Source organism: Bradyrhizobium sp. CCGB20, from assembly GCF_024199855.1.
Taxonomy (GTDB): Bacteria; Pseudomonadota; Alphaproteobacteria; order Rhizobiales; family Xanthobacteraceae; genus Bradyrhizobium.
In genome coordinates this window covers 1,097,629-1,120,920 of record NZ_JANADN010000001.1, presented here as the reverse complement: position 1 = coordinate 1,120,920, position 23,292 = coordinate 1,097,629, and the positions used below count along the sequence as shown (strand labels likewise).

At 64.9% G+C, this 23,292-nt stretch carries 17 protein-coding genes; 8 read left to right on the top strand and 9 right to left on the bottom strand.

Annotated features, from left to right (window positions below; translation table 11 throughout):
- Positions 1–4 precede the first annotated feature (4 nt).
- On the top strand, positions 5–3,862 hold the full coding sequence (gene metH / locus NLM15_RS05175; RefSeq protein ID WP_254115952.1) for a methionine synthase: 3,858 nt from the start codon (positions 5–7) through the stop codon (positions 3,860–3,862).
- Positions 3,863–4,747: 885 nt separating this feature from the next.
- The gene (locus NLM15_RS05170) at positions 4,748–5,440 is read left to right on the top strand and encodes a hypothetical protein (protein WP_254124150.1); all 693 of its coding nucleotides are present in this window, start codon (positions 4,748–4,750) and stop codon (positions 5,438–5,440) included.
- An 87-nt stretch (positions 5,441–5,527) separates the two neighbouring features.
- Here the strand turns inward: NLM15_RS05170 and NLM15_RS05165 are convergent, their stop codons facing one another.
- The 9 genes from NLM15_RS05165 to NLM15_RS05125 all read right to left on the bottom strand — a co-directional run bounded on the left by NLM15_RS05165 (position 5,528) and on the right by NLM15_RS05125 (position 17,452).
- Positions 5,528–6,157, bottom strand: a complete 630-nt coding sequence (locus NLM15_RS05165; RefSeq protein ID WP_254124149.1) for a glutathione S-transferase family protein — start codon at positions 6,155–6,157, stop codon at positions 5,528–5,530.
- Positions 6,158–6,306: 149 nt separating this feature from the next.
- Positions 6,307–6,897: a GNAT family N-acetyltransferase gene (locus NLM15_RS05160; protein ID WP_254115951.1), complete on the bottom strand. Its 591-nt coding sequence runs from the start codon at positions 6,895–6,897 to the stop codon at positions 6,307–6,309.
- A 268-nt stretch (positions 6,898–7,165) separates the two neighbouring features.
- Positions 7,166–8,671 carry a glycerol kinase GlpK gene (gene glpK / locus NLM15_RS05155; RefSeq protein ID WP_254115950.1) on the bottom strand — a complete coding sequence of 502 codons (1,506 nt, stop codon included), beginning with the start codon at positions 8,669–8,671 and terminating at the stop codon, positions 7,166–7,168.
- A gap of 270 nt (positions 8,672–8,941) precedes the next feature.
- Entirely contained in the window at positions 8,942–9,715 is a 774-nt protein-coding gene (locus tag NLM15_RS05150) for an SDR family NAD(P)-dependent oxidoreductase (RefSeq protein ID WP_254115949.1), read from the bottom strand.
- A gap of 146 nt (positions 9,716–9,861) precedes the next feature.
- Complete coding sequence (pimD, locus tag NLM15_RS05145; protein WP_254115948.1) at positions 9,862–11,004, bottom strand: pimeloyl-CoA dehydrogenase small subunit; 1,143 nt, start codon at positions 11,002–11,004, stop codon at positions 9,862–9,864.
- Between the two features lie 136 nt (positions 11,005–11,140).
- The gene (gene pimC, locus NLM15_RS05140; protein WP_254115947.1) at positions 11,141–12,331 is read right to left on the bottom strand and encodes a pimeloyl-CoA dehydrogenase large subunit; all 1,191 of its coding nucleotides are present in this window, start codon (positions 12,329–12,331) and stop codon (positions 11,141–11,143) included.
- Between the two features lie 16 nt (positions 12,332–12,347).
- The gene (locus tag NLM15_RS05135; protein WP_254115946.1) at positions 12,348–13,535 is read right to left on the bottom strand and encodes an acetyl-CoA C-acyltransferase; all 1,188 of its coding nucleotides are present in this window, start codon (positions 13,533–13,535) and stop codon (positions 12,348–12,350) included.
- Positions 13,532–15,208: a dicarboxylate--CoA ligase PimA gene (gene pimA, locus NLM15_RS05130; RefSeq protein WP_254115945.1), complete on the bottom strand. Its 1,677-nt coding sequence runs from the start codon at positions 15,206–15,208 to the stop codon at positions 13,532–13,534. The genes NLM15_RS05135 and pimA overlap by 4 nt, the downstream gene beginning before the upstream one ends.
- Before the next feature lie 147 nt (positions 15,209–15,355).
- The gene (locus tag NLM15_RS05125; protein WP_254115944.1) at positions 15,356–17,452 is read right to left on the bottom strand and encodes a 3-hydroxyacyl-CoA dehydrogenase NAD-binding domain-containing protein; all 2,097 of its coding nucleotides are present in this window, start codon (positions 17,450–17,452) and stop codon (positions 15,356–15,358) included.
- Positions 17,453–17,582: 130 nt separating this feature from the next.
- Between NLM15_RS05125 and NLM15_RS05120 the strand changes: the two genes are divergently transcribed.
- The 6 genes from NLM15_RS05120 to NLM15_RS05095 all read left to right on the top strand — a co-directional run bounded on the left by NLM15_RS05120 (position 17,583) and on the right by NLM15_RS05095 (position 23,205).
- Positions 17,583–18,449 (top strand): IclR family transcriptional regulator, encoded by an 867-nt coding sequence (locus NLM15_RS05120; RefSeq protein ID WP_254124148.1) that lies wholly within the window; start codon positions 17,583–17,585, stop codon positions 18,447–18,449.
- A gap of 66 nt (positions 18,450–18,515) precedes the next feature.
- Positions 18,516–19,313, top strand: a complete 798-nt coding sequence (locus NLM15_RS05115; protein ID WP_254115943.1) for an ABC transporter ATP-binding protein — start codon at positions 18,516–18,518, stop codon at positions 19,311–19,313.
- Positions 19,310–20,023: an ABC transporter ATP-binding protein gene (locus NLM15_RS05110; RefSeq protein ID WP_014498266.1), complete on the top strand. Its 714-nt coding sequence runs from the start codon at positions 19,310–19,312 to the stop codon at positions 20,021–20,023. The genes NLM15_RS05115 and NLM15_RS05110 overlap by 4 nt, the downstream gene beginning before the upstream one ends.
- 12 nt (positions 20,024–20,035) lie before the next feature.
- On the top strand, positions 20,036–20,914 hold the full coding sequence (locus NLM15_RS05105) for a branched-chain amino acid ABC transporter permease (protein ID WP_254115942.1): 879 nt from the start codon (positions 20,036–20,038) through the stop codon (positions 20,912–20,914).
- Between the two features lie 2 nt (positions 20,915–20,916).
- Positions 20,917–21,936 carry a branched-chain amino acid ABC transporter permease gene (locus tag NLM15_RS05100; RefSeq protein WP_254115941.1) on the top strand — a complete coding sequence of 340 codons (1,020 nt, stop codon included), beginning with the start codon at positions 20,917–20,919 and terminating at the stop codon, positions 21,934–21,936.
- 39 nt (positions 21,937–21,975) lie between these two features.
- The gene (locus NLM15_RS05095) at positions 21,976–23,205 is read left to right on the top strand and encodes an ABC transporter substrate-binding protein (protein ID WP_254115939.1); all 1,230 of its coding nucleotides are present in this window, start codon (positions 21,976–21,978) and stop codon (positions 23,203–23,205) included.
- The last annotated feature ends 87 nt before the right edge of the window (positions 23,206–23,292 follow it).

Below are 23,292 nucleotides of genomic sequence, written 5' to 3'. Positions count from 1 at the left end.
GACAATGACCGTATCGACCTCTCCCAAGCGAACTGCCCTGCTCAACGCCGCGCGCGAGCGCATTCTCGTGCTCGACGGCGCCATGGGCACGATGATCCAGAACCTGCAGTTCGACGAGGCCGCCTTCCGCGGCGAGCGTTTCAAGAATTTTCATCGCGACCTGCGCGGCAACAACGACCTCTTGATCCTGACCCAGCCGCAGGCGATCGAGGACATCCACGCCGCCTACTTGCGCGCCGGCGCCGACATCGTCGCCACCAACACCTTTTCCACGACGTCGATCGCGCAGGCCGATTACGACCTCACCGACATCGTCTACGAGATGGCGCGCGAAGGCGCGCGCCTTGCCGGCAACGCCGCGAGGCGCGTCGAAGCCGAGGACGGCAAGCCGCGCTTCGTTGCGGGTGCCATTGGACCTACCAACCGCACCGCCTCGATCTCGCCCGACGTGTCCAATCCTGGCTACCGCGCCGTCACCTTCGACGATTTGCGCAAATCCTATGGCGAGCAGATCAACGGTATGCTCGACGGCGGCATCGACCTGCTGCTGGTCGAGACCATTTTTGATACGCTGAACGCCAAGGCGGCACTCTACGCAATCGCGGAAATCACCGAAGAGCGCGGCATCGACGTGCCCGTGATGGTCTCGGGCACCATCACCGACAAATCCGGCCGCCTGCTCTCCGGCCAGATGCCGGAAGCGTTCTGGAATTCGGTACGGCACGCAAAGCCCGTCACCATCGGCTTCAACTGCGCGCTCGGCGCCGAAGATCTGCGCGCCCATATCGCCGACATCGGCCGCGTCGCCGACACGCTGGTGTGCGCCTATCCCAACGCCGGCCTGCCCAACGAATTCGGCCAGTACGACGAGACGCCGGAATACATGGCGCGTCTCGTTGGCGAGTTCGCGCGTGATGGCCTCGTCAACATCGTCGGCGGCTGCTGCGGCACCACGCCGGACCACATCGCGGCGATTGCCGCCGCCGTCGCCCCGCACAAGCCGCGCATCGTGCCCGAGATCGCGCCGCGCTTGCGCCTCTCCGGCCTCGAGCCGTTCGTGCTCACCGATGCGATCCCGTTCGTCAACGTCGGCGAGCGCACCAACGTCACGGGCTCCGCCCGTTTCCGCAAGCTGATCACCGCCGGCGATTACACCGCGGCGCTGCAGGTCGCACGCGACCAGGTCGAGAACGGCGCGCAGATCATCGACGTCAACATGGACGAGGGCCTGCTCGACTCCGAAGCGGCGATGGTGACCTTCCTCAACCTCGTCGCCGCCGAGCCCGACATCGCCCGCGTCCCCGTGATGGTCGATTCCTCGAAATTCTCGGTGATCGAGGCCGGCCTGAAATGCGTGCAAGGCAAGCCGGTCGTCAACTCGATCTCGATGAAGGAAGGCGAGGACAAGTTCATCCACGAGGCGAAGATCGCCCGGCGCCATGGCGCGGCCGTCGTGGTGATGGCGTTCGACGAGGTCGGCCAGGCCGATACGTTCGCGCGCAAGACCGAGATCTGCAAGCGCGCCTACGACATCCTGGTGAACCGCGTCGGCTTTCCGCCGGAAGACATCATCTTCGACCCGAACATCTTCGCGATCGCGACCGGCATCGAGGAGCACAACAATTACGGCGTCGACTTCATCGAGGCGACGCGCTGGATCCGCCAGAACCTGCCCGGTGCGCACATCTCGGGCGGCGTCTCCAATCTGTCGTTCTCGTTCCGCGGCAACGAGCCGGTGCGCGAGGCCATGCACTCGGTGTTCCTGTATCACGCCATCAAGGCCGGCATGGACATGGGCATCGTCAATGCCGGGCAGATGATCGTCTATGACGACATCGATGCCGAGCTGCGGCAGGTGTGCGAGGACGTCGTCCTCAATCGCGATCCCGGCGCGTCCGAGCGCCTGCTGGCACTCGCGGAAAAATTCCGCGGCAACAAGACCCAGACCAAGGAAGCCGACCTCGCCTGGCGCGAATGGCCGGTGGCGAAGCGGCTGTCGCACTCGCTGGTCCACGGCATCACCGAATTCATCGAGCAGGACACCGAGGAAGCCCGCAAGGCCTCCTCGCGCCCGCTCGACGTGATCGAGGGACCGCTGATGGCCGGCATGAACGTGGTCGGCGACCTCTTCGGCGACGGCAAGATGTTCCTGCCGCAGGTGGTGAAGTCCGCCCGCGTGATGAAGCAGGCGGTCGCGTGGCTGATGCCGTTCATGGAAGAGGAAAAGGCGCGCAACCTCGCCAACGGCATCGGCACCGAAGGCTCCTCGTCCGCCGGCAAGATCGTGCTCGCGACCGTGAAGGGCGACGTCCACGACATCGGCAAGAACATCGTCGGCATCGTGCTCCAGTGCAACAATTTCGAGGTCATCGATCTCGGCGTGATGGTGCCGGCCGCAAAAATCGTCGAGACGGTGAAGGCGGAGAAGGCCGACATCGTCGGGCTGTCAGGCCTGATCACGCCCTCGCTCGACGAGATGGCGTTCTTCGCCGGCGAATTGCAACGCGAAGGCTTGAAGCTGCCGCTGCTGATCGGCGGCGCCACCACGAGCCGCGTGCATACGGCGGTCAAGATCGACCCCAGCTATCGCGCCGGTCCCGTCGTCCACGTCAACGACGCCAGCCGCGCCGTCGGCGTTGCCTCCTCGCTGCTGTCGCCCGAGAAGCGCGAAGCCTATGCCGCCGAAGTGCGCGCCGAATACGCCAAGATCTCGGACGCGCATCTGCGCGCCCAAGCGGACAAGAAGCGCCTGAAGCTGTCGGACGCCCGCGCCAACCGCGTACCGGTCGACTTCGCCGCAAACAGGCCGGTGAAGCCGACCTTCCTCGGCACCCGCAGCTTCGACGACTACGACCTTGCCGAGCTCGTGCCCTACATCGACTGGACGCCGTTCTTCCAGACCTGGGAGCTCGCAGGCCGCTTCCCCGCCATCCTCGACGACGCCAAGGTCGGTGAGGTCGCGCGCTCGCTCTACGACGATGCGCGCAAGATGCTCGACACCATCGTGAAGGAAAAATGGTTCCGGGCGCGCGCGACGGTCGGCTTCTGGCCGGCGAACGCGCAAGGCGACGACGTCGTGCTCTATGCCGACGAGAGCCGCACGAAGCAGATTGCGACGCTGCACACGCTGCGCCAGCAGCTCGAGAAGCGCGAGGGCCGTTTCAACGCCGCGCTCGCCGACTTCGTCGCGCCTGTCGGCGCCGGCGTGCCCGACTATGTCGGCGGCTTCGTCGTCACGGCCGGCATCGGTGAGGATGTGGTCGCCGACCGCTTCAAGATGGCCAATGACGATTATTCCTCGATCCTGTGCAAGGCGCTGGCCGACCGCCTCGCCGAAGCCTTCGCCGAACGCATGCATGCCCGCGTGCGCCGCGAGTTCTGGGCCTATGCGCCGGACGAGGCGCTGTCCAACGAGGAGATGATCCTCGAAAAGTACCAGGGCATTCGCCCCGCGCCCGGCTATCCCGCGCAGCCCGATCACACCGAGAAGGCGACGCTGTTCGAGCTGCTCGATGCGGAAGCGACCGCCGGTGTGAAGCTGACCGAGAGCTTTGCGATGTGGCCGGGCTCATCGGTGTCCGGGCTCTATTTCGCGAGCCCCGAGAGCTATTATTTCGGCGTCGGCAAGATCGAGCGCGACCAGGTCGAGGACTATGCCGCGCGCAAGGGCATGACGGTGGCGGAAGCCGAGCGTTGGCTCGCCCCGATCCTGAACTACATCCCGTCGCGCGACGGCACCGACAAGGCTTTCGCAGCAACGCCCGCGAATGACGAGACCTCAAAGGATCTCGCCTCGCATCCGCCGGGCTGCACCTGCGCGGTGCATCTGGTCTGGCAGAAGAAGCGTGCGGGGGCGGGATAGGTCCGCCTTCGCTCCCAAAACAAAAAAGCTGAAAAACAACCCCATGCACAGTAGCGATGGGGTTGAAAGGCTTGAGGAATTTCTGACTTCCCGAAGCGGCTTGCTCCGTCGGGCAAAACACCTGTAACATTCCATCATCGCCCACCGCGCCAGTTTCGCAATCCGGCGGATGCGGCGCCGCACGGTCCCCATCCTCCCTGGAGGACCCTCCAGGGTGAGCAATCGCATTTGAAGCCTGTTTCTGCGGCCATCCTTCGAGACGCCCGCCTTTGGCGGGCCCTCAGGATGAGGACGGAGTGCGCGGCAGCAAATTCGACACGCAAAGATCCCGCCTAGCCTCATCCTGAGGAGACCGCAAAGCGGTCGTCTCGAAGGACGAGGCGCTCGCTCAGGCTCCCGCCATGAAGTCACATGCGATAGCCCTACCCTTCAGGGTTAGGTAAGAGGCCTCATCCCTTCGGCAGAGCCAGCGGCTGCACGATCGCCTTGAACGCAGCGAAGCGCGAGTTGCTCCGCTCGCGGCACGCGCGCGTGGGGCGCGCCGATGCGCAACCAAGACGGGTCGTTGCTCGTCTCGCCGGCTTTTTATCGAACAGGAACCCGGCGGTGTGAACTCGTTCACTTGTCCGCTCAACCTTGATTCGATAATCTGTCGACCTACTACCTTCAAACCGATGGTTTGCTTGGGATCGAGCATATGAAGCAGTTCATTGCACTGTTCGTCGCCGCGATCGCCCTTGTCGTCCTGCCCACGATTGCCGCGGCTGACTGTCCGAAAGGCTACGTGCCATGCGGCGAGCGAAACCAGTTGTGCTGTCCGCGAAAGTAGGAAGCCGTAAATGGCTCTGGCTTGGTAGCGGCGTATTTGTCGCGATAGGCTTGGTGATGATTGCGGCCTGGGCCGGGTTTCCGCGCAAGAAGCAGACGATCACGGCCATCCTCTCCGAGACCGGATATTTCGAGGTGGTACCGCCGAGCACGTTCGGCGGTACCGGCACCATCAACACGATCGAATATCTCAGCAATGGCCGGCTGGAGTTGCATCCGACCTGCGAAGTCGACCCCGCGCTCCTGACCGGCAAGATTCAGAAATCCCGGACCATGGACCGCGACTTGAAGCAGTCGCTCGAGAAAAATCTCGACGTATCCGCCCAGATCAGGGACAAGCTCTCCGCCGTCGCCGGGATGGAGCAGGTCGATTCGATTCACCTCAAGCTCGAGAACGCCAACATTCTGCTGATTTCCGACGAATTGCTCATCTCGACCCGGAATGCATTGTTGAAGGCCGACTGCGAGGATGCGGTCACCCAGAACATTTCGAGCGGCAGCCTTGTGTGCCAGACGCGGTCCGTGCTGGAAGCCGATGTCGTCTACGAGATCAAATATCACAACAAGATTTCGATGGAGGAGCGGGCCAAGCTGACATCCGAGATCGCAGCGAAGCTCGAGCTTGAGGCACACGAAGGATCGGACGACAAGGTGTCCGGCTCCCAATTGTTCTTCGGCATAAGGCTGTCGCCGAATCCGATCGTGCTGAAGACCGCGGCGGGCGAGATCAAACCCTGTTCGCGGAAATAGCAGCGCGTTTGTAGTCCGCATGGTGCGGAGCGGAATGCGGGGACACTGCCCCGGATTTCGCTGCGCTCCATCCGGGCTACGCCACCTTCACCCCTTCGGCGGCGCCAGCGGCTGCACGATCTCCTGAAATGGCGCGAGGGCCTCGCAGCGCTCGGCATGCGCTGACAGCGCCGGATAGCGCGCCGCGTCGAACAATTGCGGGTGCGCCTCACGGGTAAAGCGGACGACGCAGGCGACCGCGACGTCGGCATGGCCGATGCGGTCGCCCAGCCAGTACGCCGTCGTCACCTTCGCGCGCTCGGCCTCCAGCACGCCGAGCACGTCGAGAATCTGCGCCTGGCAGCGCTCGACCCACAACGCAAGCTGCTCCTTCCGCAGCACGCGCTCATAGAGCAGGCTGACCGCCTTGTCGCCGAGACCGCAGGCGAGCGCGCAGATGCGCAAGTGCTTGCGTCGCTCGGCACCGGCTTGCGGCAGCATGGCCTTGTCCGGCCCGACGCGTTCGTCGAGATAGTCCAGGATGATCGTGCTCTCGATCAGCGCCTCGCCGTCGTCGAGCACCAGCGTCGGCACGCGCCGCAGCGGATTGTACGGCGCGATCCTGTCGGCATCGCCGAAGGTCGACCACGGCCGGTGCTCGAAGGCAAGGCCGTAAAGCCGCAGCGCAATCGCGACGCGACGGACGAAGGGGGAGTCGTATTGGCCGATCAGGAACATGGTTTTCACGCCTCTTGTTCGTTGGGCTACGGCTGCGCCGCGCAGTTCATCGCCAATGCGCGCCGGCCGCAACAAACTTCTTGGAAGGAGAGCGTCGCGCTCGTCCCGGATTTCGCTTCACTCATCCGGGCTACGGCCCCGCACATGACTCAAATGATCGGAACATGCTTCGCCGCATCGCGCGGCGCCGTGCCGTCGAGGCGCGGGTCGTCGGCGATTTCGATCTGGCGGCGGAAGGGGCGGAAGCCGGAGCGCTGGTAGAACGCGACTGCGGACGGATGGTCGAAGGTGCAGGTGTGCACCCAGACGCGGCGGAGGTCGCGTGACCACGCGATCTCAAGTGCCCGGTTCATCAGGAAGCGGGCCGCGCCGCGTCCGATCAAGGGCGCGGTGACGCCGAAATAGACCAGCTCGCACTGGGCGGCCTCGCGGAAATCCAGCTCCAGCAGGCCTTCGTCGCGGCCATCCACGACCAGCGCGTAGACTTCGATCCCCGGTGCGTGAATGACCGCGGCCAGCTCCGCGTCGGTCATGCGCGCTCGCGAAAACCACAGCCACTCCTCGCCGACGCGGCGGAAGAGATCGCGGTACCAATCGAGCCCGGGGGCATCGACCTTGCGCAAGGTCCACGCACCCGGTGGATCGTCGCGGCGCGCGGGACGCGCGGTCATCTCAAGATGGGTGACGACGGCGGCGATCTTGCCTGAGGGAATGTCGGAGTAGCCGTCGGAGAGGATCATTTTTCGTTACTCTGGTTCATCGAGAGAGGCTCCAAAGCCGGCGCTTCACACTCCGTTGTCGTCCCGGACAAGCGCGCCTTAAGCGCGCGCAGATCCGGGACCTCCGCGCGAGCGCTTGCGCTCGTCGCGATAACCACAGGGCGCAGTTTGGCGAAGACTCTTCGTTCGGTACTGCTATCGTCCGCGACTCGATAGATCTCGCGGTATGGGTCCCTGCGCCCGTGCGCAATTGCGCACTAGGCAGGGACGACGACGTGGATAGAGCGTGTCAGCCCTCCCCCTCGTCGCTCGCCAGCACGCCCTTCACCGCCCTCGCCCAGCCCGCGAGCTTTCGCTCGCGCGTCGCCTGGCTCATGTTTGGCTTGAAGCGGTGCTCGAGGCGCCAGTTGTCGGCGAATTTCGTCGGCTCGGGATAGACGCCCGCCTGGAGGCCGGCGAGATAGGCGGCGCCCAGTGCCGTGGTCTCCTGGATCACGGGGCGATCGACCGGCGCGTCGAGGAGGTCTGCGAGGCGCTGCATGGTCCAGTCGGATGCGGTCATGCCGCCGTCGACGCGCAGCACGACGCTGGCCGTTTCCGAGCTCGGCCAGTCGGCGCGCATCGCGGCCCACAGGTCAAAAGTCTGGTAACACACGCTCTCCAGCGCCGCGTGCGCGAGCTCGGCCGGGCCGGTGTTGCGGGTGAGGCCGAACAGCGCGCCGCGCACGCGCGGATTCCAGTAGGGCGCGCCCATGCCGACGAAAGCCGGCACCAGATAGACGCTCTGCATGGAATCGGATTGATCGGCGAGCGGGCCGGTCTCGGCCGCGTGCTTGATGATGCCGAGGCCGTCGCGCAGCCACTGCACCGCGCTGCCTGCGACAAAGATCGAGCCTTCGAGGGCGTAGGTGCGCTTGCCGTCGAGCTGATAGGCGACGGTGGTGAGCAGCTTGTTCTTCGACACCACGGGCGTGGTACCGGTGTTGAGCAGCGCGAAGCAGCCGGTGCCGTAGGTGGACTTCATCATGCCCGGGCGGAAGCAGGCCTGGCCGATGGTCGCCGCCTGCTGGTCGCCGGCAATGCCGGAGATGGCGATGGCGCCGCCGAACAGGTCGGGCGTGCTCTCGCCGAAGCGGGCCGAGGAATCCTTCACCTCGGGCAGCATCGAGCGCGGCACGCCGATGATCTCCAGCAGCTCGTCGTCCCACTGGCCGGTGTGGATGTTGAACAGCAGCGTGCGCGAGGCATTGGTGGCATCGGTGGCGTGCACCTTGCCGCCGGTGAGGCGCCAGAGCAGATAACAATCGATGGTGCCGAACATCAATTCGCCGCGCGCGGCGCGCGCCCGCGCGCCGGGGACGTGATCGAGGATCCAGGCGACCTTGGTGCCTGAGAAATAGGGATCGATGATCAGGCCGGTCTTTTGCGAGATCAAGGGCTCGCGGCCGTCGGCCTTGAGTTTGGCGCAGACGTCGGCGGTGCGCCGGTCCTGCCAGACGATGGCGCGGTGCACGGCCTGGCCCGTGGCACGGTCCCACACCACGGTGGTCTCGCGCTGATTGGTGATGCCGATCGCGGCGATGTCCTTGGCGCCGATGCCGGCCTGCTCGATCGCCTCGCGGCAGACCATCACGGTCGAGGTCCAGATGTCCTCCGGCTCGTGCTCCACCCAGCCCGAGGCCGGAAAATGCTGCGGAAATTCCTGCTGCGCGCGGGCGGCGATCGAGATGTCGCTGCGAAAGACGATGGCGCGCGAGGAGGTGGTGCCCTGGTCGATGGCGAGGACGAAAGACATGGAAGCTACCTTGGCGTTTTCCCGTGAGGGATCATTGTGTCGCGCCAAAGGGAGCGGATTGGAGGCGGAAGGTCAAGGTTGGATGCGGGGACCGGTGCCCCTTCCCTTCTCCCCTTGTGGGAGAAGGTGGCGCGCGAGAAGCGCGCCGGATGAGGGGTTCTATCGGCGAAGAATAATGCGAGAGGGGGTCACGCGCGGAGAGAGACCCCTCACCCGTCTCGCCGCTTCGCGGCGATCCACCCTCTCCCACAGGGGGAGAGGGGAAGAAAGCTACACCGCCGCGGTCGTCACGCCGCCGTCGATCACGATGGTCTGGCCGGTCATGAAGCTCGAGGCATCGGAGGCAAGGTAGGCGACGGCGCCCGCGATTTCGTCGGGTTCGCCGATGCGGCGGAGCGGCGTGGTGGCGGTGCGGCGCTTCAGCATGGCTTCGTCTTCCCACAGCGCGCGGGCGAAGTCGGTCTTGACGAGGCCGGGCGCGATGCAGTTGACGCGGACGCCTTTCGGACCCCATTCGCCGGCGAGCGAGCGGCACAGCGCGAAATCGGCGGCCTTCGAGATGCCGTAGGCGCCGATCACGGTCGAGCCGCGCAGGCCCCCGATCGAGGAGATGATGACGACGGAGCCGTTGCCGCGCTCCGCCATTTGCGGGATCGCCAGCGCGGAGAGCCAGATGTTGCTCTTGACGTTGCTGCCCATGATCTTGTCGAAGGCCTCGTCCGTGATGTCGAGCAGCGGGCCGTAATAGGGATTGACGGCCGCGTTGCAGACGAGGATGTCGAGCTTGCCGTAATGCTTGATGGTGCCCGAGATCAGCGCCTCGACCTCGGCCTTGCGCGCGATGTTGCAGGGGATGACGGTGGCGTCGCCGCCCGATGCATTGATGCCGTCCGCCACTTCCTTGCAGGCGTCGGCCTTGCGCGAGGAGACCACGACCTTGGCCCCGAGCTTTGCGAGCAGCTCTGCGGAGGAGCGGCCGATGCCGCGGCTGGAGCCGGTGACGATTGCGACCTTGCCGGTGAGATCGAACGGGGTGTTTTTCATTGTTGTTGCTCCGCTACGTCCGCTTGTCGGTGTCATCGCCCGCGAAGGCGGGCGATCCAGTATTCCAGAGACAGCGCGGCTGGAATCGAGAAGCCGCGGCGTACTGGATCCCCCGCTTTCGCGGGGGATGACAGTCGCAGTGTGGCTCAGATCAACCCGCCGCCATCCGCGACGCGGCGCTGGTGGTAGTCGGTGTCGCCGAACGAGTTCTCGATCATGGTGAGGCGCTTGAAGTAGTGGCCGATCTTGGCCTCCATGGTCATGCCGATGCCGCCGTGGAGCTGGATCGCCTGCTGTCCCACGAACTTCAGGGACTTGCCGATCTGCACCTTGGCCGCGGCGATCGCGTTGGAACGCTCCTTGGCGTCCTCGAAATCACCGGCCATGGTCGCGAACATCGACATCGAGCGGGCCTGCTCCGCGGCGACGAACATGTCGGAGGCACGGTGCTGCAACGACTGGAACGAGCCGATCGCGACGCCGAACTGCTTTCGGGTCTTGATGTACTCGACTGTGGTCTTGAGCGACTCGTCCATCAGCCCGACCGCTTCGGCGCAGAGCGCGACGCGGGCTTCGTCCACGACGCGCTCGATCAGCGCGAGCGAGTCGTCGGGATTGCCGATCGCCGCATCGCTGCCCACTTCGACGCCGGTGAAGGTGATGTCGGCGGCATGCAGGCCGTCCTGGGTCGGATACGACTTCTTGGTGACGCCCTTGGCATTCGCCGGCACCAGGAACACGCCGATGCCGGTCTTGTCGCGGCGGTCACCCTTGGTGCGGGCGGTGACGACAAGCGTCTGCGCGTTCTCGCCGTTGAGCACGACGAACTTCTCGCCGTCGATCACCCAGCCGTCGCCCTTCTTCTTCGCGGTCGTGGAGACGTCGAAGAGGTCGTAGCGCGAGTTCTTCTCGAGCTGGGCGAACGCCAGCGTCTTGCTGCCGTCGATGATGCCGGGCACGTGCGCGGCCTTCTGTGCATCGCTGCCCGCATGGCGCAGGAAGCCGCCGCCGATCACGACCGTCGCCAGATACGGCTCGAGCACCAGCGCCTTGCCGAGCGCTTCCATCACGATCATGGTTTCGACGCCGCCGCCGCCGAAGCCGCCATCGGCCTCCGCGAAGGGCAGACCAAGCAGGCCCTGCTCGGCGAGCTTGCCCCAGACAGCCTGGCTCCAGCCGCCCTTCTCCTTCATGTACTTCTTGCGGCTCTCGAAATCATAGGAATCGGTCAGCAGGCCGTCGATGCTGTCCTTGAGAAGCCGCTGCTCCTCGTTCAGATCAAAATCCATTTCTTTGGTTCCTCGTACCCGGACTTATTTGGCTTCGTCATTCCGGGGCACGCGCGATAGCGCGTGAACCCGGAATCCAGAGGTTGTGGCGCGAGATTCCGGGTTCGCGCTTCGCGCGTCCCGGAATGACAGTCGTCTAGAGCCCCAGCACCGCCTTGGCGATGATGTTGCGCTGGATCTCGTTGGAGCCGCCGTAGATCGAGACCTTGCGGTTGTTGAAGTAGCTCGGCGCGATCTGGGCGGTCCACTCCATGGCTTCGTTGGAGCCGTCGTCGCCGTGCACGTCGTAGGGCGCGGCGAACGGGCCGATCACTTCCATCAGCAGCTCGGTGGTGGTCTGCTGGATCTCCGAGCCCTTGATCTTCAGCACGGACGAGGCCGGATTGGGCTTGCCCTTGCCGTGCTTGCCCTCGTCGGCGACGACGCGCAGCTGCGTCAGCTCGAGCGCCTTCAGCTCGATCTCGCAGGCCGCCAGCTTCTCGCGGAAGGCCGCGTCCTGGATGATCGGCTTGCCACCGGATTCGACCTTGGAGGCCAAATCGCGGATGCGGCGCAGCCGCTCCTTGGAGACGCCGACCCGCGCGATGCCGGTACGCTCATTGCCGAGCAGGAATTTTGCGTAATCCCAGCCCTTGTTCTCCTCGCCGATCAGGTTCTCGTAGGGCACCTCGACGTCGTCGAAGAAGACTTCGTTGACCTCGACGCCGCCGTCGATGGTCTGGATCGGGCGCACGGTGACGCCCTTCGACTTCATCGAGAAGACGATGAAGGAGATGCCCATCTGCTTCTTGGCGGTCGCGTCGGTGCGGCAGAGGCAGAAGATCATGTCGGCGTGCTGGGCCAGCGTGGTCCAGGTCTTCTGGCCGTTGATGATCCACTTGTCGCCCTTGCGCTCGGCCTTGGTCTTCAGCGAAGCGAGGTCGGAGCCGGAGCCGGGCTCGGAGAAGCCCTGGCACCACCAGTCGTCGACATTGGCGATGCGCGGCAGATACTGCTTCTTCTGCTCTTCGTTACCGAAGGTGTAGATGACGGGGCCGACCATGCTGACGCCGAAGGCGAGCGGCTGCGGCGCCGGATAGGACTGCAGCTCCTCGTTGAAGATGTAGTGCTGCACGGAGGTCCAGCCGGTGCCGCCATATTGCTTGGGCCAATGGCTCACGCCCCAGCCCTTCTTGTTGAGGATGCGCCACCACGTCACCATCTCGTCCTTCGAGAGATGACGGCCCTCGACCAGCTTGCGCCGCGTATCCGGGGGCACGTTGTCGCGGAAGAACGATCGCACTTCCTCGCGAAACGCCTGCTCTTCTTTCGTGAATGCGAGATCCATCGGATCCTCCTGTGAATTACTGCAAAATCTCAAACAACCCGGCAGCGCCCATGCCGCCGCCGACGCACATGGTGACGACCGCATACTTGGCCTTGCGGCGGCGGCCTTCGATCAAGGCGTGGCCGGTGAGGCGCGCGCCCGACATGCCGTAGGGGTGGCCGACCGAGATCGCGCCGCCGTCGACGTTGATCTTCTCGGGGTCGATGCCGAGCTTGTCGCGGCAATACAGCACCTGCACCGCGAAGGCTTCGTTGAGCTCCCAGAGCCCGATGTCGTCGACGGTGAGACCGTGGCGCTTGAGCAGGCGCGGCACGGCGAAGACCGGGCCGATGCCCATCTCGTCCGGCTCACAGCCGGCCGAGACGAAGCCGCGGAAGATGCCGAGCGGCTTGAGGCCGCGCTTTGAGGCTTCCTTGTCGCTCATGATCACCGAGGCGCTGGCGCCGTCGGAGAGCTGGCTGGCGTTGCCGGCGGTGATCGAAAAACCTTCGCCGCGGACGGGCTTGAGGCCGGCGAGGCCTTCTGCGGTGGTCTCGGGGCGCGGGCCTTCGTCCTGCGACAGCGTGACCTCCTTCATCGACACGGCGCCGGTCGCCTTGTCGGTGACCGCCATCTGCGTCGTGATCGGCGCGAGCTCGTCCTTGAACTTGCCGCCCTGCTGGGCCGCGGCGGTGCGGCGCTGGCTCTCCAGCGAATATTCGTCTTGCTTCTCGCGCGAGATGCCGTAGCGCTTGGCCACGACTTCGGCGGTGTCGATCATGGGCATGTAGACCTCGCCCTTGATCTTCAGCAGCGCCGGATCCTGGGCGTGGAAGCCGTTCATCTTGTCGTTCTGCACGAGCGAGATCGACTCGCCGCCGCCGCCGACCGCGATCTCGACGCCGTCGAAGATCACCGAGCGCGCGGCGAGCGCGATCGCCTGCAGGCCCGAGGCACACTGCCGGTCGATGGTGGTGCCGGCGACGGTGACGGGGAGGCCGGCACGGAGCAGCGCCTTGCGCGCGATGTTGCCGCCGGTCGCGCCCTGCTGGAGCGCTGCGCCCATCACGACGTCCTCGACCTCCTTCGGGTCGACCTTGGCGCGCGCGACGGCCTCGCCGATGGCGTGGCCGAGCAGCGTTGCGCCCTCAGTGGCGTTGAGCATGCCGCGATAGGCCTTGCCGATCGGCGTGCGGGCGGTGGAAACGATGACGGCGTCGGTCAAGAGCGACCTCCTGGTTGCGTGGATTGTGATGGTTTCTGCTGCCGGCGCAACTCGTGGCGCGACAGCTTTCCGACCGGCGTGCGCGGCAGATCGTCGACGAACTCGACCTCGGCCGGCAGCTCGTGCTTGCCGACCTTGCCGGCGAGCTGCGCGCGCAGCTCGTCGAGCGAGAACGGCTTCGCGTCCGGCTTCAGCTTGATGAAAGCCTTGGCGGCCTCGCCGCGATACTGGTCGGGAATGCCGAGCACGATCACCTCGTGCACGCCGGGTATGGTGTAGATCGCCTGCTCGATCATCTGCGGGTAGACGTTGAACCCGCCGGAGATGATCATGTCCTTCTTGCGGTCGACCAGGAAGAAATAGCCGTCGGTGTCGACATAGCCGATGTCGCCGGTGAGGAAGCGGCCGTCGGAAAATGACTCCGCGGATTCCTTTGGCTTATTCCAGTAGCCCTGGGTGACGTTCGGGCCCTTGATGCGGATCTCGCCGACTTCGCCCGGCGGCAGCACCTTTGCGGGATCGTCCAGCGAGACGACGTCGAGCTCGATGCCGGGCAGCATCAGGCCGATCGACCCGGGCTTGTCCGGTCCTGTCGGCGGATGGCCGGTGCCGGGCGAGCAGGTCTCGGTCATGCCCCAGCCGCTGCGCAGCTTCTTGCCGACCTTGCGCTCGAAGAAGCTCGCGACCTCCACCGGCAGCGGCGCGCCGCCGGAGCCGATGGCGCTGAGCGAGGAGAAGTCGCGCTTGTCCAGATCGGGGAGCGCGGCGATCGCGATCCACATCGTCGGCACGCCCGGGAAGTAGGTCGCGCGCCTGATTTCGATGTCGCGCATCACCGCTTCGACGTCGAAACGCTGATGCAGCGAGATCAGATTGCCGCGGCTGAGCGAGGACAGCAGCACGACGGTGAGCGCATAGATGTGGAACAGCGGCAGCACGCAGATCACGCGCTCGACGACGTCGCCGCGCGCGGCACGCGACGGCTTGCCCCAGACGTCGTAGATCGACACAGCGGAGGTGAGGTTGCCGTGGGTGAGCATCGCGCCCTTGGGCAGGCCGGTGGTGCCGCCGGTATATTGCAGCAGCGCGACGTCGTCGGCCGTCACGGACGGCCACTGCGCAGGCGCGGTGGCACCTTCGACGAAAGCCTTGAAGGTGATGATGCGGGGATCATCGGGGATCGCGGCCTGCGGCGTGCCGACCTTGCCCCAATTGTCGTCCTCGCAGACCACGAGGCGATCGATCAGTCCCTTTTCCAGGAACTTCAGCGCGGTCGGCAGCAGCGCCGCGAGATTGGAGGTGACCAGCAGGCGCGAGCCGGAGTCCGAGACCTTGTGCGTCAGCGCGATCTCGCCGTCGAGCGGCGAGAGATGCGCGACGCGGCTGCCTGCCTTCAGCGCGCCGAAGAAATTGACGGGATGGTCCGGCGTGTTGCCGAGGAACAACGCGACCGACGTGTTCTTGCCGCAGCCGGCACGCAGGAAGGCCGCAGCCGCACGATCGGCCATCCCGGCGAGCTCGGTGTAGCTGATCGGCCGATCGCGGAATTCCAGCGCGGTGCGCGGGCCGAACTCGGCGGCGGCTGTCGACAACAGGTCAGGCAGTGAGCCCTGGACGATGGTGTCGTCCCAACGCACGCCCTCGGGATAAAACTGTTCGCCGGGATGGGTCATTGCTTCCTTAAACCGCAGACCGTCATTCCGGGGCGATGCGACGGGATCGCGAAGCGCGACGCCGGAGCATCGAACCCGGAATCTCGAGATTCCGGGTTCGCCCTACGGGCGCCCCGGAATGACTGAGAGTTGGAGCACACGGCTCCTTCACGCCGCCTTCGACGCCGCCGCCAGCGAGGCGAACGTCTTGCCTTCGGCCGCGAGCTTCTTCAGCAGCGGCGCGGGCTCGAGGCTCGGGTCGTTGGTCTCCTTGGCGTAGAAGGCCAGGCGATCGGCGATGTGCTTGAGGCCGACGGTGTCGGCCCAGAACATCGGGCCGCCGCGGTAGACCGGCCAGCCGTAGCCGTAGAGCCAGACCACGTCGATGTCGGACGGACGTGCCGCGACGCCCTCTTCGAGGATCTTCGCGCCCTCGTTGATCATCGGGTACATCATGCGCTCGAGGATCTCCTCGTCGCTGACGACGCGCTTCTTGCGGCCGAGACGGAGCAGCGTCTCGTCGATCAGCTTTTCGACCTCCGGATCGGGCAGCGCCGAACGCGAGCCTGCTTCATACTTGTAGTAGCCCTTGCCGGTCTTCTGGCCGAAACGGCCGGCTTCGCAGAGCGCGTCCGCGATCTCCGACTTGATGCCGCGGTCCTTGCGCGAGCGCCAGCCGATGTCGAGGCCGGCGAGGTCGCCCATCGCGAACGGCCCCATCGGCATGCCGAACTTGGTCACGACGGCATCGACCTGCTGCGGCAATGCGCCTTCGAACAGCAGCTTTTCCGACTGCTTGCCGCGCTGCGCCAGCATGCGATTGCCGACAAAGCCGTCGCAGACGCCGACCACGGTCGGCACCTTCGCGATCCTGCGCGCAATGGTCACGGCGGTGACCAGCGCATCCGGCGCGGTCTTGTCGGCGCGCACGATCTCGCACAGCTTCATGACGTTGGCCGGCGAGAAGAAGTGCATGCCGAGCACGTCTTGCGGACGCTTGGTCGATTTCGCGATCTCGTCGATGTTCAGGTACGAGGTGTTGGAGGCGAGCACCGCGCCGGGCTTGACGTACTGGTCGAGCTTGCCGAACACTTCCTTCTTGACCGCCATGGTCTCGAACACGGCTTCGATGACGAGGTCGGCATCGCCGACATTCTCGATGCCGACGACGCCGTTGATCAGCGCCATGCGCTTGGCGGGCGCGTCCGCCGGGATGCCGCCGCGCGCGGCGGTCGCTTCCCAGTTCTTCTGCATGATGCCCATGCCGCGCTTGAGCTGCTCCTCGCCGGTCTCGATCAGGGTGACGGGAACGCCGGCATTGGCAAAGGACATCGCGATGCCGCCGCCCATGGTGCCGGCACCGAGGATGGCGACGCGGTTCACGGGCCGCGGCTTGGTGCCGTCAGGGACGCCCGCGATCTTGCTGGCCTCGCGCTCGGCGAAGAAGGCATAGCGCTGCGCCTTGGACTGGTCGCTGGCGACGAGCTTGAGGAAGCCCTCGCGCTCCTTCTTCAGCCCTTCGTCGAACGGCAGGTCGATGGCATAGCCGACGGCGTCGGCTGCCGCGAACGGGGCTTCCAGGCCGCGCGCCTTCTTGGTCATGGCGGCGACCGCATTGGTGAAGATCGAGCGATCGGCCTTGGCCGCCGCGATCTTGGAATCGTCGTCGCGCAGGCGCCGCAGCGGACGCTTCTCGGCGATCAATTTGCGCACGAAGGCTTCAGCGCCGGAGGCCGGGCCCTCGACGATCTCCTCGATCAGGCCGTGCTTGAGCGCATCAGCGGCGCCGATCGGATCGCCGCCGACGATCATCTTGACGGCGAGCTCGGGACCCACCGCGCGCGGCAGGCGCTGGGTGCCGCCGGCGCCCGGCAGCAGGCCGAGCTTCACCTCGGGCAGGCCGAGCTTGGCTTCCTTCACGGCGACGCGGAAATGACAGGCCAGCGCGACCTCGAGGCCGCCGCCGAGCGCGGTGCCGTGGATCGCGGCAACGACCGGCTTCGGCGAGCTCTCGATCTCGGCGAGCACGTCGTTGAGGGCGGGCGGCTTCGGCGGCTTGCCGAATTCGGTGATGTCGGCACCGGCGATGAAGGTCCGGCCGGCGCAGGTCAGCACGATGCCCTTGATCGCGGGATCGGCAATCGCGGCCTTGATGCATTCCAGAATGCCACCGCGCACTGCGGCACTCAGCGCATTGACCGGAGGGCTGTTCACCGTGACGATCCCGACTTCGTCATGACGCTCAAGCTTGACCACTTCGCTCACGGTTTCCCTCCTTGGTGGGGATTTACTTTTGTTCGATTTCGCGGTGCGGAATTTAATTCCGCATCTTGACGGCAGGGTTATTTTGAAGCACGGACGTTGTCAACGACTCCGCGCAAGAAGCAGATCAGGGATGAAGCGTACAGGAAAGAAGACAGCGACCGATCGGAATTTCGTCGTCGCGCTTTCCCGCGGACTAGATGTATTGCGCGCATTCCACCCCAACGACGGCCTTCTTGGCAATCAGGAGATCGCTGCGCGCACCAATCTGCCCAAACCGACCGTTTCGCGGCTGACCTACACGTTGACGAAGCTCGGTTATCTGACGCCGGTTCCCCGTTTCGAGAAATACCAGCTCGCGCCGGCGGCGATGGCGCTCGGCTACGCTGCATTGGCCAATCTCGGTGTTCGGCATTTGTCCGAACCGTTCCGCGAGGAAATGATGCGCGCGACCGGAGGCGCCGTCGCAATCGGCGGCCGCGACCGCCACAGCATGATCTATTTCGGGCAAAGCCGTGGCAGCGAGACGGTCGGCGTTCAACTTGACGTCGGCTCCCGCGTCCCGATTGCAACCAGCGCGATGGGCCGCGCCTATTTCTGGGCGCTCGACGACGAGGGCCGCGCTGAAGTGTCCCGCATCCTGCGCGAACATTACGGCAGCCGCTGGCCGAAGATGCGCGATGGCCTCGAACGTTCCGGCGAAACCGTCGCGAAATACGGTTTCGCGATGTCGGTCGGCGACTGGCACGACGACATCGGCGCTGCCGGCGTCGCGCTCAAGCTCAACGACGGAACCGGACCCTACGCATTCAATTGCGGCGCGCCCGCATTCCGCTTCACGGAAGAGCGTTTGATCAACGACATTGGACCGCGTCTGCTTGCGATGGTAAGGAACATCGAAGCGGCACTCGGGGGACTGATGCCGCAATCCAAAAAAGAAGTCAGCAAAAAGCTGAAATCAGGAGGGAAACTTGCTCGTGTGGCCGAGGGGTTCAGATAGCCTTTGTCATCACCGGGAGCGGTTCGCATCGCCCCTTCGCCCACTGAAGTGCGTGGGCGAGACGAGATGACGCAGGCACAGCTCGCGCGGGGGACATCGCCCCTGCTCGCGGTTCGCGACGTCAGCGTCGTGTTCGGCGGCATCATTGCGCTCAACGGCGTGTCCTTTGACATGCACAAGGGCGCCATCCTCGGATTGATCGGCCCCAACGGCGCCGGCAAGACCACGCTCTTCAACTGTCTCTCGCGGCTCTATCAGCCCTCGTCGGGCGACATCCTGATGGAAGGCGTGAGCATCCTGTCGCGCCCGCCGCACCGGATCGCCGAGATTGGCATCGGCCGCACCTTCCAGAACGTCGCGCTGTTTCCGAACCTGTCGGTGATGGACAACGTCCGCGTCGGCGCCCATTCGAAGACCTCCAGCGACATCATCAGCGACTCCCTGAGGCTCGCCTGGGTCCGGCGCAGCGAGACCGACGTCAACAAGAAGGTCCACGAGATCCTCGCCTATCTCAAGCTCGAGGACGTCGCCCACACCGTCGTGTCCGGCCTGCCCTTCGGCACGCAGAAGCGCGTCGAGCTGGCGCGTGCGCTCGCGGCCGACCCTAAGATCCTGCTGCTCGACGAGCCCGCCGGCGGCCTCAATCACGAGGAAGTCTATGTGCTCGGCGACCTCATCCGCAAAATTCGTGACGAACGCCACATGACCGTGCTGCTGGTCGAGCACCACATGGGTCTCGTGATGTCGATCGCCGACCACGTCGTCGCGCTGAATTTCGGCAAGAAGCTCGCGGAAGGCACGCCCGCCCAGGTGCAGGCAGACCCCGACGTCATCAAGGCCTATCTCGGGAGCAAGGACCAATGACGACGCTGCTCAACGTCAAGGACCTGCGCGCCTATTACGGCCAGGTCCAGGCGCTCCACGGCCTGTCCTTCTCGCTCAACGAAGGATCGCTGACGACGCTGCTCGGCGCCAATGGCGCCGGCAAGACCACCACCTTGCGCGCGATCTGCAACATGGTGCGTTCCACCGGTGCGATCGAGTTCGAAGGCAAGCCGCTCAGCAATCGCTCCACCGAGAGCATCGTGCGGTTCGGCATCGCCCATGTGCCGCAGGGCCGCGGCACCTTCACCACCATGACGGTCGAGGAGAACCTCCAGCTGGGGGCCATCACCCGCAAGGACAGCGCCGGCATCGTTTCCGACATCGAGCGCATGTACGCGCATTTTCCGGTGCTGAAGCAGCGCCACACCCAGCAGGCCGGCACGCTCTCGGGCGGCGAGCAGCAGATGCTCGCGGTTGCGCGCGCGCTGATGCTGCGGCCGCGCCTGATGCTGCTCGACGAGCCGTCCTTCGGCCTCGCGCCACTCGTCGTGCGGGACCTGTTCGGCATCCTCGGCAAGATCAATCGCGAGGACAAGGTGTCGATCCTGGTGGTGGAGCAGAACGCCCAGCTCGCGCTCGAGCTCGCCGACCAGGCCTATGTGATCGAGACCGGACGCATCGTGATGTCGGGCAATGCCAAGGACATCGCGAACAACGAAGAAATCCGCAAATCCTATCTGGGTTACTGAGGAGCCGGCACGATGGAGCTGTTCACCAACCAAGTGCTGGCCGGCATCGCCACGGGCGCGATCTACGCCTGCATGGCGCTGGCCGTGGTCATGATCTACCAGGCGATCGACCATCTCAACTTCGCGCAGGGCGAGATGGCGATGTTCTCGACCTTCATCTCCTGGCAGTTGATGCAGTGGGGCGTGCCTTACTGGGCCGCCTTCGTGATCACGCTGGCGTTCTCCTTCGTCGCCGGCATCGCGATCGAGCGCATTCTGTTCAAGCCGCTGGCGAAAGCGCCGGTGCTGACCAACGTCGCCGGCTTCATCGCGCTGTTCGCGATCATCAACTCCTCGGCCGGCCTGATCTGGGACTTCACCATCAAGCAGTACCCGACCCCGTTCGGCTCCGCGCCGTTCCTGGGCAGCCAGCTGATCTCGACCCACCAGGCCGGCATGATCGGCGTCACGGTGCTGCTGCTGCTCGGCCTCTACTTCTTCTTCCAATACACGCGCATCGGCCTTGCGATGCGTGCGGCCGCCTCCGTGCCTGAATCGGCCCGGCTGGTCGGCATCAACACGTCCTGGATGATCGCGCTCGGCTGGGGCATGGCGACCGCGATCGGCGCGATCGCCGGCATGCTGATTGCTCCGGTCGTGTTCCTCGAGCCCAACATGATGGGCGGCGTGCTGATCTACGGCTTTGCCGCCGCGGTGCTCGGCGGTCTGACCAGCCCGTTCGGCGCCGTGGTCGGCGGCTTCCTGGTCGGCATCTTCGAGAACCTCGCCGGCACCTACATCCCCGGCGTCGGCAACGAGCTGAAACTCCCGATCGCGCTCGCGCTGATCATCTCCGTCCTGGTCGTCAAACCCGCTGGCCTGTTCGGCCGGCACATCGTCAAGCGAGTTTGATCATGAGCGCTGCAGAAGAAGTCGTTGCAGAAGGCCACCAGGCGGTCGAGGCCGTTCCGAAGCGGGCCATGACCCTGGGCACCGGCACCTCGCTGGTGGTGCTGGCGGTGCTCCTGATCGTGCCGGTGTTCGTCAAGAACTTCATCATCTTCCAGATGACGATGCTCCTGATCTACGGACTTGCCGTGCTGGCGCTGAACATCCTGACCGGCGGTTCCGGCCAGTTCTCGCTCGGCCAGAGCGCGTTCTATGCAGTCGGCGCCTATACGTCGGCGGTGCTGATGGAGCACGCCAACATCAACTACGCGCTGACCATTCCGGTTTCCGCCGCGGTCTGCTTCGGGTTCGGTTACCTGTTCGGCAAACCGGCCCTGCGGCTGTCGGGCGTCTATCTCGCGCTTGCGACCTTCGCACTCGCCACCGCGATGCCGCAGCTCCTGAAGCTGAACTTCCTGGAACACTGGACCGGCGGCGTGCAGGGCCTCGTCGTCACCAAGCCCGACGCGCCGTTCGGCCTGCCGATGTCGCAGGACATGTGGCTGTACTACTTCACGCTCATCGTGACGATTGCGATCTACATCTTCTCCGTGAACCTGTTGCGCTCGAGGTCCGGCCGCGCCTTCATGGCAATCCGGGACAACGAGATCGCGGCTTCCTCGATGGGTGTCAACGTCGCGCTCTACAAGACGCTGGCCTTCGGCGTGTCGGCGGCGATCACCGGCGTCGCCGGCTCGCTCGGCGCCATCGCGGTGCAGTTCGTGGCGCCCGACAGCTACACCATCACGCTCGCGATCTCGCTGTTCCTCGGCATGGTCGTCGGCGGCGTCGGCTGGCTGCCCGGCTCGTTCGTCGGTGCGGCCTTCATCATCTTCGTGCCGAACATGGCGGAGAGCATTTCCAAAGGCCTCTCCGGCGCCGTGTTCGGCGTGCTGCTGTTCCTCGTCATCTACCTCGTGCCGCACGGCGCAAGGCAGGTCGCGATCCTGGGCCAGCAACTCGCCGGCAAGCTCAGGAAGAACTGAAACTTTCGTCACGCTGTTTGTTTAACCAAGGAGACCCAATTGCTTTTCGGAACAACACTGCGAACCGCAGCGCTCGCGACTGCGGTCGCAACCCTCGCCTCCAGCGCAGCACTCGCCCAGAAGAAATACGACACCGGCGCAAGTGACACCGAGATCAAGATCGGCAACATCATGCCGTACAGCGGTCCGGCGTCGGCCTATGGCATCATCGGCAAGACCGAAGAAGCCTATTTCAAGATGATCAACGACAAGGGCGGCATCAACGGCCGCAAGATCAACTTCGTCACCTATGACGACGCCTATTCGCCGCCGAAGGCGGTCGAGCAGGTCCGCAAGCTCGTCGAGAGCGACGAGGTGCTGGCCGTGTACAATCCGCTCGGCACGCCCTCGAACACCGCGATCCAGAAGTACCTGAACGCCAAGAAGATCCCGCAGCTCTTCGTCGCCACCGGCGCCACCAAGTGGAACGACCCGAAGGGCTTCCCCTGGACCATGGGCTGGCAGCCGTCCTACCAGAGCGAAGCGCAGATCTACGCGAAATGGCTGATGAAGGAGAAGCCGAACGCCAAGGTCGCGATCCTCTATCAGAACGACGATTTCGGCAAAGACTACCTCAAGGGCACCAAGGACGGTCTCGGCGCCAAGGGCGCGTCGATGATCATCATGGAAGAGAGCTATGAGATCTCCGAGCCGTCGATCGACGGCCACATCGTCAAGATCAAGGCCGCCAATCCCGACGTGCTGCTGATCTACGCGACGCCGAAGTTCGCGGCCCAGACCATCAAGAAGACCGCCGAGCTCAGCTGGAAGCCGCTCCAGATCCTCACCAACGTGTCGATCTCGGTCGGCAGCGTGATGAAGCCGGCCGGCTTCGAGGCCTCGCAGGACGTGCTGTCGGCCGCCTACGCCAAGGACTCCACCGACCCGCAGTGGAACAACGACCCCGGCATGAAGAAGTGGAACGAGTTCGTCGACAAGTACATGCCCGGCGCAGACAAGACCGACACCGGCATGGTCTACGGCTATGGCGCGGCATCGACCCTCGTCAAGACTCTGGAAATGTGCGGTGACGACCTCACCCGCGCCAATTTGATGAAGCAGGCGGCGAGCCTGAAGGACTTTGCGCCGGACACCCTGCTGCCCGGCGTCAAGATCAACACCAGCGCCACCGACTTCGCTCCGATTTCGCAGCTGCAGATGCAGCGCTTCAAGGGCGAGAAGTGGGAACTGTTCGGCGAGATCATCAGCGGCGACGTCGCCTCCGAGTGACGTGCTGACGTCATAGTCCAAACCTGGTCCAAATCGACAAAGCCCCCGCGGGCGACCGCGGGGGCTTTTTGTTGACGTCCGGCGTCA